Source organism: Nocardia sp. NPDC055321, from assembly GCF_053645575.1.
The window spans coordinates 176,296-190,165 of sequence record NZ_JBSHMS010000004.1; the positions used below are offsets into that span (position 1 = coordinate 176,296).

At 67.8% G+C, this 13,870-nt stretch carries 10 protein-coding genes; all 10 read left to right on the forward strand.

The features are described 5' to 3' along the window. The 10 genes from ACWIGI_RS07985 to rpoB all read left to right on the forward strand — a co-directional run bounded on the left by ACWIGI_RS07985 (nt 1) and on the right by rpoB (nt 13,854). Nucleotides 1–867 (forward strand): MlaE family ABC transporter permease, encoded by an 867-nt coding sequence (locus ACWIGI_RS07985; RefSeq protein ID WP_454201608.1) that lies wholly within the window; start codon nt 1–3, stop codon nt 865–867. Next, a complete protein-coding gene (locus ACWIGI_RS07990) occupies nt 864–2,216 on the forward strand; it encodes an MCE family protein (RefSeq protein ID WP_454201609.1) in 1,353 nt (450 codons plus the stop codon). The genes ACWIGI_RS07985 and ACWIGI_RS07990 overlap by 4 nt, the downstream gene beginning before the upstream one ends. Further along, entirely contained in the window at nt 2,213–3,301 is a 1,089-nt protein-coding gene (locus tag ACWIGI_RS07995) for an MCE family protein (protein WP_454201610.1), read from the forward strand. The genes ACWIGI_RS07990 and ACWIGI_RS07995 overlap by 4 nt, the downstream gene beginning before the upstream one ends. After that, nucleotides 3,301–4,308: an MCE family protein gene (locus tag ACWIGI_RS08000; RefSeq protein WP_454201611.1), complete on the forward strand. Its 1,008-nt coding sequence runs from the start codon at nt 3,301–3,303 to the stop codon at nt 4,306–4,308. The genes ACWIGI_RS07995 and ACWIGI_RS08000 overlap by 1 nt, the downstream gene beginning before the upstream one ends. A 2-nt stretch (nt 4,309–4,310) precedes the next feature. After that, nucleotides 4,311–5,567 (forward strand): MCE family protein, encoded by a 1,257-nt coding sequence (locus ACWIGI_RS08005; RefSeq protein ID WP_454201612.1) that lies wholly within the window; start codon nt 4,311–4,313, stop codon nt 5,565–5,567. Continuing rightward, nucleotides 5,564–6,835, forward strand: coding sequence for an MCE family protein (locus tag ACWIGI_RS08010; RefSeq protein WP_454201613.1), 1,272 nt, complete (start codon nt 5,564–5,566; stop codon nt 6,833–6,835). The genes ACWIGI_RS08005 and ACWIGI_RS08010 overlap by 4 nt, the downstream gene beginning before the upstream one ends. Next, on the forward strand, nt 6,832–8,073 hold the full coding sequence (locus ACWIGI_RS08015) for an MCE family protein (RefSeq protein WP_454201614.1): 1,242 nt from the start codon (nt 6,832–6,834) through the stop codon (nt 8,071–8,073). The genes ACWIGI_RS08010 and ACWIGI_RS08015 overlap by 4 nt, the downstream gene beginning before the upstream one ends. A 70-nt stretch (nt 8,074–8,143) precedes the next feature. Further along, nucleotides 8,144–8,923: a hypothetical protein gene (locus tag ACWIGI_RS08020; protein ID WP_454201615.1), complete on the forward strand. Its 780-nt coding sequence runs from the start codon at nt 8,144–8,146 to the stop codon at nt 8,921–8,923. 11 nt (nt 8,924–8,934) lie between these two features. Next, on the forward strand, nt 8,935–9,645 hold the full coding sequence (locus tag ACWIGI_RS08025; RefSeq protein ID WP_454201616.1) for a hypothetical protein: 711 nt from the start codon (nt 8,935–8,937) through the stop codon (nt 9,643–9,645). A gap of 723 nt (nt 9,646–10,368) precedes the next feature. After that, nucleotides 10,369–13,854, forward strand: a complete 3,486-nt coding sequence (rpoB, locus tag ACWIGI_RS08030) for a DNA-directed RNA polymerase subunit beta (RefSeq protein ID WP_454201617.1) — start codon at nt 10,369–10,371, stop codon at nt 13,852–13,854. The last annotated feature ends 16 nt before the right edge of the window (nt 13,855–13,870 follow it).

Genomic DNA, 13,870 nt, shown 5'->3' on the forward strand with positions numbered 1-13,870 from the left:
ATGGTCGTTTCGCAGCGCTCCACCGTTCTCACCCGGTCGGCGCGCCGGGTATCCGGTGCGCTCAGAGCCCCGGTGGCCGTGGTCGATCGGGCCGGGGACCAGATGTCCTTCTACGCCCGCGCCATCGCCTGGATCCCGCGGACCGCCGTGCACTACCGCAAGGAGGTCATGCGGCTGCTGGCCGAGGTGACCTTCGGCTCGGGCGCGCTGGCGATCATCGGCGGCACCATCGGCGTCATCGTCTTCATGTCGGCCTCGGTCGGCGTGGTAGTGGGCCTGCAGGGTTTCAAGGCCCTCGATTCGCTCGGCTCCGGCGTGCTCACCGGCTTCCTGACCGGCTACATCAACACCCGTGAACTGGCGCCGCTGGTCGCGGCGCTCGCGCTGTCGGCAACCGTCGGTTGCGGCTTCACCGCGCAACTCGGCGCCATGCGCATCTCCGAGGAGATCGACGCGCTCGAGGTCATGGCCGTGCCGGGCGTGCCGTTCCTGGTGACCACCCGCGTGATCGCCGGCTTCCTGGCGGTCATCCCGCTGTACATCGTCGGCCTGCTCGGCACCTACGTCGCGTCCCGGCTGATATCGATCTACTTCAACGGGCAATCGAGCGGGTCCTACGACCACTACTTCAGCCTGTTCCTGCCACCCGAAGACGTGGTCTATTCGTTCCTGAAGGTGCTCGTCTTCGCCTTCGTCATCATCCTGGTGCACTGCTACTACGGCTTCAACGCGACCGGCGGTCCGGCGGGAGTCGGTGTGGCCGTTGGGCGCGCCGTCCGGGCCGCGATCGTTCTCATCAATATTCTGGACTTCTTCTTGAGCCTTGCTATTTGGGGAACGACGACGACGGTGCGGGTGGCCGGATGAGTAATCCCGACAGAGTGCGGTTCTGGCGGTCGACGGCGAAGCTGCGCGCCCGCACGCTCGGTGTGCTGTTCTTCGTGCTCTGCGCGCTGTTCCTGTGGACCACCACCGCCATCTACTCCAAGAAGTTCGTGGACACCGTCCGCGTGGACCTGCTGACCGACACCGTCGGCAACGCCCTGACCCGCAACGCGGACGTGAAGGTGCGCGGGGTCAACGTCGGCGAGGTCCGCTCCAGCGACTACGACGGCAAGCAGGTCACCCTCGACCTGGCCATCGATCCGGGGATGGCCGAGAAGATTCCGGCCAACGTGACCGCCCGCCTGCTCCCCAAGACGCTCTTCGGCGAGCGCTACGTCGAGCTGGTGTGGCCCGAGGATCCCAGCGGACACCTCACCGAGGGCATGACCCTGCACCAGGACACCAGCGGCCACGCCGTCGAGGTGAGCCAGCTGCTCGATCACGTACTGCCGCTGCTGCAGGCCATTCCGCCGCAGTACCTGGCCTCCACCCTCGGCGCGATCTCGCAGGGCCTGCAGGGCCGGGGCGAGGAGCTGGGCCGCACGATCGACCGGCTCGACAAGATCTTCACCGAGGTGAACACCGAATTGCCCACGCTGCAGGAGGATCTGCGCAGCTTCGCCGAGGTGGCCGCCACGTACTCCGACGCGGCCCCGCAGCTGGTGTCCGCGCTGGACAATCTGCGCACCACCAATGCCACGATCGTGCAGCAGCGTTCGCAGATCGACACCATGCTCGCGGTGCTGACGCCGAGCTCGTCCGATCTGGCCGACTTCCTGATCACCAATCGGGACAACATCATCGACGTGGCCGCCGACGCGCGGCCCGCGCTGGAGGATCTCGCGAAGTACTCGCCCGGGTTCACCTGCGCGCTGGCGAACTTCGCGCAGATGAAGCCGCGCATCGACGAGCTGTTCGGCAAGGGCACCGACCTGCCGGGTTCGCGGGTGACCGTCGAGATCGTCAACCCGCGCGGGCGCTACGTCCCGAACCAGGACGAGCCGCGCTGGTTCGATCCGCGCGGCGCGATGTGCATCCCGGAGTATCCGCTCACCGTGGACCCGGGCCAGTACACCAACGGGTCGGCCAACGACGGCTCCTATCAGCCGCCCAGCCGCAATCCCGGTGACCAGAACATCGGCCGGATGGCCTCGCCGCAGTACCGCGTGTACGGCCCGGCCGCGCCGAGCATCGCCGGTTCGCCGGCCGAGCAGCAGACCCTGGGCGCGATCTACGGTGCGGCCCACGGGGTCTCGCCGGACGAGGTGCCCGGCTGGATCACCCGGATCGCGGCCCCGGCCTTCCGCGGCAGTGAGGTGAGCATTCGATGAAGGACCTGCTGCGCGGCCTCGGCCCGACGCTGGCCAAACTCATCGCCTTCATCGTGGTGACCGTGCTGGCCACCGGCGTGCTGGCGCTGACGATCGCCAACTACAGCGGCGGCGGTACCAGGTTCAACGCCCGCTTCACCGACGTGACGTCGCTGAACAAGGGCGACGAGGTGCGTATCGCCGGTGTCCGGGTCGGCAAGGTGACGAAGGTGTCGATCGTCGACAAGACCCTGGCCAACGTCGAATTCGAGGTGTCGGACCGCTCGTCGCTGCCCGCCTCGACCATCGCCACGATCAAGTACCGGAACCTGGTGGGGCAGCGCTACATCGCCCTGGAACAGGGTGCGGGCGAACAGGGTCGCAAGATCAACAAGGGCGCCACCATCCCGCTGGAGCGCACCCGGCCCGCGCTGAACCTGACCGAACTGTTCAACGGTTTCCGGCCGCTGTTCCAGACGCTCACCGCGGACGACGTGAACAAGCTGTCCTACAACATCATTCAGGTGTTCCAGGGCGAGTCCGGCACCATCACCGAACTGGTCGGCAACACCGCGGCGCTGACCAACAAGATCGCCGACAAGGACGCGGTCATCGGCGAGGTCGTCCGCAACCTCAACGCCGTGCTCGAGGTGGTCAACAACCGCGACGACCAGCTGAACCAGCTGATCATCAACACCGAGGCGCTCATCACCGGGCTCAACGCCGAACGCGGCGTCATCGGCTCGGCGCTGACCTCGCTCGGCAACCTGACCTCGGCCACCGCCGACCTGCTCGTGCCGGTGCGGCCTAACCTGCAGGGCGCCATCGCGGGCCTGAACGAACTGACCGGCACCCTCAACAGCCGGTCCGACGAGGTCAACGAGGGCCTGGCCAACCTGCCGATCAAGATGGAGAAGCTGGGCCGGGCCGCCTCCTACGGCTCGTGGTTCCAGTTCTACCTGTGCGGCATCGACATCGTCGCCGGTCCGGGCACCGCGGACGCGCCGCAGCTGAACCTCCCCGAGGCGATCCAGCACATGCCGACGATCAATCAGCCGGTCTACACCAACCCGGCCCCGCGCTGCCACGGAAAGGGAGGCCGCTGATGGACGACCGCGTCGTACTCGGAAAGCGCAGCCCCGTTTTCATGGGCGGCCTCGGCCTGGCCATGGTGCTGCTGGTGACCGTGTCCGCCTTCAGCCTCGACAAGCTGCCCCTCATCGGAGCCGGCACCAAGTACACCGCCGAGTTCTCCGAGGCGGCCGGGCTCAAGAAGGGCAACGAGGTCCGCATCGCCGGCGTCAAGGTCGGCCAGGTGCAGGACGTGCGCCTGGACGGCGACCGGGTCCTGGTCGACTTCCGCACCCAGGACGCCTGGATCGGCAACGAGAGCACCGCCTCGATCCAGATCAAGACCCTGCTCGGGCAGAAGTACCTCGCGGTCGAGCCCAAGGGCAGCGAGACCGCGGACCCCGACGACGCGATCCCGCTCTCGCGCACGGTATCCCCGTACGACGTGGTGGACGCCTTCAGCGACGCGGCCACCGACCTCGAGGAGACCGACACCGCCCAGCTCGCCCAGAGCATGCGGGTGCTCTCGGAGGCGTTCTCCGGAACCCCCGCCGAGATCCGCTCTTCCATCGACGGCGTCGCCCGGCTCTCGGAATCGCTGGCCAAGCGAGATGACCAGTTGCGCAAGCTGTTCGGCGCCACCAAGCAGACCTCGCGGCTGCTGGCGGACCGCAACGCCGAGTTCGAGCGGCTGCTCGGCAACGGCGGGCAGCTGCTCGCCGAGCTGAACGTGCGCCAGCAGGCGATCTCGCAGCTGCTCGCCGGCGCAAAGACCATCGCCGCCGAACTGAGCGCGCTGGTCGCGGACAACGAGGCGCAGATCGGCCCGGCGCTGACCAACCTCGAGCAGACCATCACCCTGCTCAACGACAACCAGGCCAACATCTCCAAGACGCTGCAGCTGGCCGCGCCCTTCTACGGTCTGTACGCCAACGTGCTCGGCACCGGGCGCTGGTTCGACGCGGTCATCACCAACCTGATTCCGCCCGCCCTGCCCGAGATTCCGGGCGATCGCGCGCCGATCCGCAAGATGGGAGGCTGAGGATGGCGAACAATCCGCTGACCGCGGTGCGCGACAGCAGCCCCAGGACCAAACTGATCGCCCTCGTGGCCGCGGTCGCCGTGGCGCTCGCGGCGGTGGCGTGGTGGGGCTTCGGCAAGCTCAACACCACCGTGATCACCGCGTACTTCGACAAGTCCGTCGGCATCTACGTGGGCTCGGACGTGCGGATCCTCGGCGTGCCGGTGGGGTCCGTGACGGAGGTGACCCCGCAGGGCGAGCAGGTGAAGGTCGTCATGGCGGTCGACCGGAAGTACGACGTGCCCGCCGACGCCAAGGCCGCCCAGATCACCCCGTCGGTGGTCTCGGACCGCTACATCCAGCTCGCGCCCGCCTACAAGGGCGGACCCAAGATGGGCCGCGAGGCCACCATCCCCAAGGACCGCACCGCCACCCCCGTCGAGGTCGACCGGCTGTACAAGAGCATCACCGAACTGTCCGAGGCCCTGGGTCCCAACGGCGCCAACAAGGACGGCGCGGTGAACGACCTCGTGCGCTCCGCCGCGCAGAACCTCTCCGGCAACGGCGAGGCGCTCGGCAACAGCTTCACCCAGCTGTCCAAGGCCGCCAAGACGCTCTCCGATTCGCGCACCGACATCTTCGACACGGTGAAGAACCTGCAGGAATTCGTGCGCATGCTGGCCGAGAACGACGCGCAGGTGCGCGAGTTCAACGTCCAGCTCGGCTCGCTCGCGGGCTTCCTGGCCGACGAGCGCCAGAGCCTGGGCGACGCCCTGAGCCTGCTGTCGGTCGCGCTCGGCGACGTGGCCCGGTTCATCGACGACAACCGGGAACTGGTGCAGTCCAACGCGCAGGCGCTGACGACCCTCACCCAGACCCTCGCCGATCAGCGCGACAACCTGGCGACCGCGCTGCCGCTGATCCCGACCGCGCTCTCCAACCTCATCAACGTGCACAACGGTGAGACCGGAACCCTCGACATGCGCCCCAATTTCGACGATCTGCAGAACCCGTTCGGCGTGCTGTGCAAGATGCTCGATCTGGGCAAGCTGCGGCCGGGCGATCCCCAGTTCGACGCGATCTCGCGGCAGCTGCGGCCGATCCTGGACAACTGCGGCATCATCACCGACCAGCTCACCGCGGGAGTGAAGACGCCGTCGCTGGTGCTGCCGTTCGGAATTCTCAGCGGCGACAACGTGCAGCGCAATCCGGTGCCCGGCAGCGTGCCCGGCGTGCCGTCCGACCAGCTGCCGCCCTCGCAGGGAGGTGGACAGCGATGAGACGAATCCGGAACGCGCGCACCGGCGTCGGGCACGGCCGCGACGGCATCGCCCGGCACGGCCGCACCGCCGCGCTGGCGCTCGCCCTCGGCACTGTCACCGTCGTCGCGGCGGGCTGCGGCAACGGCGCGTACAGCATCCCGCTGCCCGGCGGCCCGAACGTCGGGGACAACCCGCTGCACATCGACATCCGCTTCGCCGACGTGCTGGACCTGGTGCCGCAGTCCACCGTGAAGGTGGACGGCGTCGCGGTGGGCCGGGTCGACCGCATCGAACTCGCCCCCGACGGCTGGACCGCCAGCGTGCGCGCGGTCGTGAACAACGACGTCGACCTGCCCGCCAATGCCCGGGCCGAGGTGCGCCAGTCCAACCTGCTCGGCGAGAAGTTCATCGAACTGTCCGCGCCCACACACGATCCCGCGTCCGCGCGGCTGACCGACAACGCGGTCATCGACGTCGCCCAGACCCGCACCGCCACCGAGGTGGAGCAGGTGCTCGGCGCGCTGTCACTGCTGCTCAACGGCGGCGGTGTCGCGCAGTTGCAGCCCATCGTGGTCGAGCTGAACAAGGCCCTGGACGGCCGCGACGCCAAGACGAGATCGCTGCTGGAACAGGCGAACAAGCTCATCGGCGGATTGAACGACCAGGTCGAGGACATCACGCGCGCGCTGGACGGGCTGGACGTACTCTCCAGCCGGGTCGGGCAGCAGACCGCGCAGATCGCCAAGATCCTGGACGAACTGCCCGAGGGCATCCAGATCCTGAACGAGCAACGGCCGCAACTGATTCAGTTGCTCACCCAGCTGGATCGGCTGGGCCAGGCCGGATTCGACGTCCTGGACAACTCCAAGGACGATCTGATCCGGGACCTGAACTCGCTGCGGCCCACGCTGCAGGAACTCGGCAAATCCGCCGGTGACCTGGTGACCGCCTTCCCGCTCATCCCGACCTACCCCTTCCCGGACGAGGCCATCAAGTCCGCGTTCGGCGGTCAGGTCAACACCTGGCTGTCGGTGGACCTGGAGATCGGCACGCTGCTGTCGAATCTCGGTGTGGGCAAACCGGATCCGGTGTACATCCCGCCGAAAGGCCGGCAGGTCAACGTGGATCCGAGCAACCCGTACTACAACGGCAACGGCCCGCGTGACGGCTGGCCCACCATCTCGCTGGTGCCGTTGCCGCCGACGGTGGTGCCGCCGGGGCTGCCCGCCCTGCCCGAGCCGCTCGGCGCCTTGCTCGATCAGCTGGGAGTGGGTGGTCCGCGATGACCCGTCTGGTGCGTTTTCAGCTCATCGCCTTCGCCGTGATCGCGGTCCTCGGCGTCGCCTTCGTCGGCGCGAAGTACGTGCGCCTGGACAACATGCTCGGCTTCGGGCTCTACCACGTCACGGTGAAGATGCCCGAGACCGGCAACCTGTCCAAGGGCGCCGAGGTCACCTACCGCGGCGTGCCCGTCGGCCGGGTCGGCACGCTCGACATCACCCCGGACGGCGTCGAGGTCGTCCTGGACATGGATTCGGGCAAGCCCCGGATCCCGGTGAACGCGAAAGCCGTGGTGGCCAATCGATCCGCCATCGGCGAGCAGTACGTGGACCTGATGCCCAGCAGCACCGCCGGCCCGTTCCTGGAGGACGGTTCGGTCATCGACGGCGCCCAGGTGCCGATCCGGGTCGAGGAATTGCTGGGCAGCGTCGATCATTTCGTACAGACCACCGATCTGGCGGCGCTGAGCACGGCGGTCACCGAACTCGGCAAGGCGTTCGACGGCAAGGGCGACGACCTGGAGATCCTGGTCGACTCGCTCGGCAAGTTCACCGAGACCGGTGTCGAGGCGCTGCCGCAGACCCTGGCCCTGCTCCGGGACGCCCGGATCGCGCTGGGCACGCAGGCCGAGCAGTCCGGCAGCATTCGCCAGTTCAGCAACGGCCTGGATCTGCTCGCCGCGCAACTGCGTTCGAGTGATCCCGACATCCGCAGGCTGATCGGCACCGGTACCGACGCGGGTGATCAGATCCAGCGCCTGGTGGCCGAGAGCGGCCCGGCGCTGACCACGAGCCTGACGAACCTGCGGGTCATGCTGCTGGCCGTATCGCCCAAGTTCTACGCGCTCGGGCCGCTGCTGCAGATGCTGCCGCTGCTCTCGATCGGCGCCTCGGCCACCGCGCCCGGCGACGGCACCACCCACTTCGGCCTGGTGCTCGAGACGAACAACCCGCCCGCCTGCACGGTCGGGTACGAGGGCACGCAGGACATCATCCGCCAGATGAAGGCCCAGAATCCGGACTTCGACGACAGCCGGGACGACTTCCCGTTCAACACGAACGCGAAATGCCTTGTGCCGCAAGGCAGTGAGACCGCGGTTCGCGGAGGCGAGCGTGCCGAACTGGCCGATCCCAGTGTCCCGCAGCCGTGGGACGACAAGCCCAAGTACGACCCCGAGAAGCTCAATCTGAACCCCGTCGCGACCCAGCTGGCCACGCTCATGGGCGTCACCCCGAAGCGGTGACGCACCGCCGAGGCGCGTGTTCGCGCACAGCCGGGGCCGCGTCGCGCACAGTGGAAAGTATGGTGTCGGCGTGAGCCAGCAAAAGGACAGCAACCAGGACGCGGAGCTAGGCGAGCCGGCCGCGGAGCCGGTCGCCGAGTCCACCCCGGATCCGGCGCCCGTCCTCGCGAAGCCGGCGCCCGCATCCGACGCCGAGGCCGAGCCGAAGGCCGGGCCCCGGACCGAGCCCGAGGAAACGGCGCCGCCCGCCGGGACCCGTTCCCTCGACGCCCACCGGGTCGTCACGCTCGCGTCGATCGCCCTGCTGGCCGTGGCCGCGGTGGCCGCCGCCTGGTTCGGCGGCACCTGGATCGTCGGCGGGCTGATGCAGGACCGCCCGCGGGCCGAGGCCCGCGACAACGCGCTCGACGCCGCCCAGCAGGCGGCGATCAATATCACTTCGATGAACCTGGCCGACGTCGACGGTTCGCTGTCGCTGGCCCGTTCGTCCATGACGGGCGAACTGCTCGACGCCTCCACCGCGAACCAGGACCAGATCAAGAAACAGGTCCTGGAATCGAATGTGAACATGACCTCGAAGGTGGTCGGCGGTTCGCTCACCGAACTCAACTCCGAGCGGGACCGGGCCGCGGCCCTGGTCGTGCTCGAGGTGACCGAGAACGGCCCGGGCAAACCCGCCGCCAAGCTGCGCTACACCTGGTCGGTGGACGTGGTGCTCGACGACGGCGTGTGGAAGGCCGATCAGGTCCAGGTCGTCTCCGATCCCGTCTCGCTCGGCGGGGGCGCGCAGCAGCCCGCCGCCCCGGGGGAGACGACGCCCACCACCGAGCCCGCCCCGCCGGGCAACTAGGAGACGCGATCATGGCCAACAAACGCCCCGTCAATCGCGTCGGCCCCAAGCGCCGCCCGCCCGCCCAGCGCGCCGCGGGCGCCCGCACCACCGCCGAGGATCTGCGGCACGGCACCACGGGCGGTATCGCCGCCCGCAAGGCCGCCGCGCGCTCGGCCGCCGCCGAGCGTCGCGCTCCGGCCCCGGAACGGCCCGCGCGGACCCGTGCGCCCCGCTCCGGCGGCGGCGTGCGGAGCTGGCGTACCGCACTGCTGTGCGGCGGCGCGGCCGTGCTGCTCGCCGCCTTCGCCGTCGTGGGCGCGCTGCGCCCCGGCGTGGACGACGCCAACCTGGCGTACGTGGACAACACCGCCACCGACGAGGTCAAGGCCGCCGCCCAGCACGCGCTGTCCACGATCTACGGCTACAACGCCAAGGACATCGACAAGTTCCGCGACAACGCCCGGGCCGTGATGACCGGCACCATGCTCGCGGAGTTCGACAAAGACAAATTGCTCGACACCGGCATCGACGCCATCAAGCAGACCGGGACCGACACCAAGGCCACCCCCGACCCCATCGGGGTCACGCTACTGACCGGCGATCGCGCCGAACTGCTGGTCAACCTGGCCATCGTCGCCACCAAGGACGGCGTCCCGGCCCCGCTGGCCTCGGGCCCGATCGTGCTGCGCATGCAGAAGGTCGACGGCCGCTGGCTGGCCTCGGAAATCGCCGACAGCTGATCGGTTCCCACCCGCTTTCCCGCGTGCTCGTGCGCGGGATCTGCGCTGATCGGGGGCGGATTCCGGCCCGCCGGACGGTACCGGCGCCCGCGCCACCCGCGCGTCGCCGAATTCGGAATTTCCCGCCCCACCTGCGGTATCCGCGACCCGGGTCGCCGCCTGACGAGGCGATCTTCTACTGGGGCAGGCGAACTCGGGTTTTGTCAACTTTTGGCGCCACTTGACGAGTTTCGTCCGACCCGTCACGCTATTCACAACAGCGGCGGCTGTCACAGGGGATCAGACGCCGACGTGGAGCTCGAGCGATCGCAGCCAGCGGACAACGGAGCCCAGTCGGCCGACGGTGTGACGGAGTTGTTGTTCCATAACGCGGCCTCACCCGCCGCGCGGACGCGGTGCCGAAGATCGCAGGAATGCGGTTCGACCATCGCGGAGATGCGGTGTAACCGTCGCAGGGATGCGGTGTGGTCACCGCCACGACACGCTTCGGCGCGTTAGCCCTCCGGGCTTCACCACGGGTGGTACTTTGACACCCCCGTAGGTTTGGGTGTAGTTTTGGACGTTGCGCTGGCTGCCTCCTGTCCATACCTCGATCGCATCGTCGAAAGTTCCACCTTCCGGTGTTACTTCCGCTGCTTGCTGTTCGGGTTTCGTTCGGGTAGTCACCAGCGGAATTCGTAGCAGACAAGCGACGGTCGCGGACCACCACGCGACGCGCGTGAGGTGCTGGAAGGACGCATCTTGGCAGTCTCCACCCAGACCAAGGCCGGTATTCCCGGAGCCCCGAAGCGGGTGTCTTTCGCGAAGATTCGTGAGCCCCTCGAGGTTCCGGGTCTTCTCGATCTACAAACCGACTCGTTCGCCTGGCTGATCGGTTCACCGGTGTGGCGGGAAAAGGCGATCGCCCGTGGCGACGTCAACCCGTTCGGTGGGCTCGAGGAGGTGCTCGAGGAGCTCTCGCCGATCGAGGACTTCTCCGGTTCCATGTCCCTGTCGTTCTCCGACCCGCGCTTCGAAGAGGTCAAGGCCTCCATCGAAGAGTGCAAGGACAAGGACATGACCTACGCGGCGCCGTTGTTCGTCACCGCGGAGTTCATCAACAACAACACCGGTGAGATCAAGTCTCAGACGGTCTTCATGGGTGACTTCCCGATGATGACCGACAAGGGCACGTTCATCATCAACGGCACCGAGCGCGTCGTCGTGTCGCAGCTGGTTCGTTCGCCGGGCGTGTACTTCGACGACACCATCGACAAGAGCACCGAGAAGACGCTGCACAGCGTCCGGGTGATCCCGTCGCGTGGCGCGTGGCTCGAGTTCGACGTCGACAAGCGCGACACCGTCGGTGTGCGTATCGACCGCAAGCGCCGGCAGCCGGTCACCGTGCTGCTCAAGGCGCTGGGTCTGACCGCCGAGGAGATCGTCGAGCGCTTCGGCTTCTCCGAGATCATGATGTCCACGCTCGAGAAGGACAGCACCCCCGGTCAGGACGAGGCCCTCCTCGACATCTACCGCAAGCTGCGTCCGGGCGAGCCGCCGACCAAGGAGTCCGCGCAGACCCTGCTGGAGAACCTGTTCTTCAAGGAGAAGCGCTACGACCTGGCCCGCGTCGGCCGCTACAAGGTCAACAAGAAGCTGGGCCTGAACCTGGACAAGCCGGTCACGGGTTCGGTGCTGACCAAGGAAGACATCGTCGCGACGATCGAGTACCTGGTCCGTCTGCACCAGGGCGATCGCATGATGACCGCGCCGGAGGGCCGCGAGGTTCCGGTCGAGGTCGATGACATCGATCACTTCGGCAACCGTCGTCTGCGCACCGTGGGCGAGCTGATCCAGAACCAGATCCGGGTCGGCCTCTCGCGTATGGAGCGTGTCGTGCGTGAGCGCATGACCACCCAGGACGTCGAGGCCATCACGCCGCAGACCCTGATCAACATCCGTCCCGTCGTGGCCGCGATCAAGGAGTTCTTCGGAACCTCCCAGCTGTCGCAGTTCATGGACCAGAACAACCCGCTGTCGGGTCTGACCCACAAGCGCCGCCTGTCGGCGCTGGGCCCGGGTGGTCTGTCCCGTGAGCGCGCCGGCCTGGAAGTTCGTGACGTCCACCCGTCGCACTATGGCCGCATGTGCCCGATCGAGACCCCGGAAGGCCCGAACATCGGCCTGATCGGTTCGCTCTCGGTGTACGCGCGGGTCAACCCGTTCGGCTTCATCGAGACCCCGTACCGCCGGGTCGTCGACGGCCGCGTCACCGATGAGGTCAAGTACCTCACCGCCGACGAGGAAGACCGCCACATCCGCGCCCAGGCGAACTCGCCGGTCGACGCGGACGGCCGCTTCCTCGAGGAGCGCGTGCTCGCTCGCCACGGCAACGAGGAGATGGAATACGTCGACGCGTCCGCGGTCGACTTCATGGATGTCTCGCCGCGCCAGATGGTGTCGGTCGCGACGGCCATGATTCCGTTCCTCGAGCACGACGACGCCAACCGTGCCCTCATGGGCGCGAACATGCAGCGTCAGGCCGTGCCGCTGGTCCGTTCCGAGTCGCCGCTGGTCGGCACCGGTATGGAGCTGCGCGCCGCGGTCGACGCCGGCGACGTGGTCGTGAACCAGAAGGCCGGTGTGGTGGAAGAGGTTTCGGCCGACTTCATCACCGTCATGCACGACGACGGCACCCGCCGCTCGTACCGCATGCGCAAGTTCGAGCGTTCGAACCAGGGCACCTGTGCCAACCAGCGTCCGATCGTGGACGAGGGGCTGCGGGTCGAGGCCGGGCACGTGCTCGCCGACGGCCCCTGCACCCAGAACGGTGAGATGGCCCTGGGCAAGAACCTGCTCGTGGCGATCATGCCGTGGGAGGGCCACAACTACGAGGACGCGATCATCCTGTCGCAGCGCCTCGTGGAGGATGACGTGCTCACCTCGATCCACATCGAGGAGCACGAGATCGACGCGCGCGACACCAAGCTGGGCGCCGAGGAGATCACCCGGGACATCCCGAACGTCTCCGACGAGGTCCTGGCCGATCTCGACGAGCGCGGCATCGTCCGCATCGGCGCCGAGGTGCGCGACGGCGACATCCTGGTCGGCAAGGTCACCCCGAAGGGCGAGACCGAGCTGACCCCCGAGGAGCGCCTGCTGCGCGCCATCTTCGGTGAGAAGGCTCGTGAGGTTCGCGACACCTCGCTGAAGGTGCCCCACGGTGAGTCCGGCAAGGTCATCGGCGTGCGCGTGTTCTCGCGTGACGACGACGACGATCTGCCCCCGGGCGTCAACGAGCTGGTCCGCGTGTACGTGGCGCAGAAGCGCAAGATCCAGGACGGCGACAAGCTCGCCGGCCGGCACGGCAACAAGGGCGTCATCGGCAAGATCCTGCCGCAGGAGGATATGCCCTTCCTGCCGGACGGCACGCCGGTCGACATCATCCTGAACACCCACGGTGTGCCGCGTCGTATGAACATCGGCCAGGTGCTGGAGACCCATCTGGGTTACATCGCCAAGACCGGCTGGCAGGTCGAGGGTGAGCCCGACTGGGCCCGCCGTCTGCCCGAGGAGATGCTGGGTCAGGAAGCCGACACCAATATCGCCACGCCCGTGTTCGACGGTGCGCGCGAGGAGGAGCTGACGGGTCTGCTGGCCTCGACGCTGCCGAACCGCGACGGCGAGAAGATGATCGACGACAACGGCAAGGCGGTGCTGCTCGACGGCCGCTCCGGCGAGCCGTTCCCGTACCCGGTCTCGGTCGGCTACATGTACATCCTGAAGCTGCACCACCTGGTGGACGACAAGATCCACGCGCGTTCGACGGGTCCGTACTCGATGATCACGCAGCAGCCCCTCGGTGGTAAGGCCCAGTTCGGTGGTCAGCGCTTCGGTGAGATGGAGTGCTGGGCCATGCAGGCTTACGGCGCCGCCTACACGCTGCAGGAACTGCTCACCATCAAGTCGGACGACGTGGTCGGCCGCGTGAAGGTGTACGAGGCGATCGTCAAGGGCGAGAACATCCCGGAGCCGGGTATCCCGGAGTCGTTCAAGGTTCTGCTCAAGGAACTGCAGTCGCTGTGCCTGAACGTCGAGGTGCTGTCCTCGGACGGCGCCGCGATCGAGATGCGCGACGGCGATGATGAGGACCTGGAGCGCGCCGCGGCGAACCTGGGTATCAACCTGTCCCGCAACGAGGCTGCGACGGTCGACGACCTGGCGCAGTAAGAGCGATCGGTCCGGG

What these genes read in the sequence shown, in the direction of transcription:
- ACWIGI_RS08025 (WP_454201616.1), top strand. Translation starts at nt 8,935, where the DNA reads ATGGCCAACAAACGCCCCGTCAATCGCGTCGGCCCCAAGCGCCGCCCG.
- ACWIGI_RS07990 (WP_454201609.1), top strand. Translation starts at nt 864, where the DNA reads ATGAGTAATCCCGACAGAGTGCGGTTCTGGCGGTCGACGGCGAAGCTG.
- ACWIGI_RS08010 (WP_454201613.1), top strand. Translation starts at nt 5,564, where the DNA reads ATGAGACGAATCCGGAACGCGCGCACCGGCGTCGGGCACGGCCGCGAC.
- ACWIGI_RS08000 (WP_454201611.1), top strand. Translation starts at nt 3,301, where the DNA reads ATGGACGACCGCGTCGTACTCGGAAAGCGCAGCCCCGTTTTCATGGGC.
- ACWIGI_RS07985 (WP_454201608.1), top strand. Translation starts at nt 1, where the DNA reads ATGGTCGTTTCGCAGCGCTCCACCGTTCTCACCCGGTCGGCGCGCCGG.
- ACWIGI_RS08005 (WP_454201612.1), top strand. Translation starts at nt 4,311, where the DNA reads ATGGCGAACAATCCGCTGACCGCGGTGCGCGACAGCAGCCCCAGGACC.
- ACWIGI_RS07995 (WP_454201610.1), top strand. Translation starts at nt 2,213, where the DNA reads ATGAAGGACCTGCTGCGCGGCCTCGGCCCGACGCTGGCCAAACTCATC.
- ACWIGI_RS08015 (WP_454201614.1), top strand. Translation starts at nt 6,832, where the DNA reads ATGACCCGTCTGGTGCGTTTTCAGCTCATCGCCTTCGCCGTGATCGCG.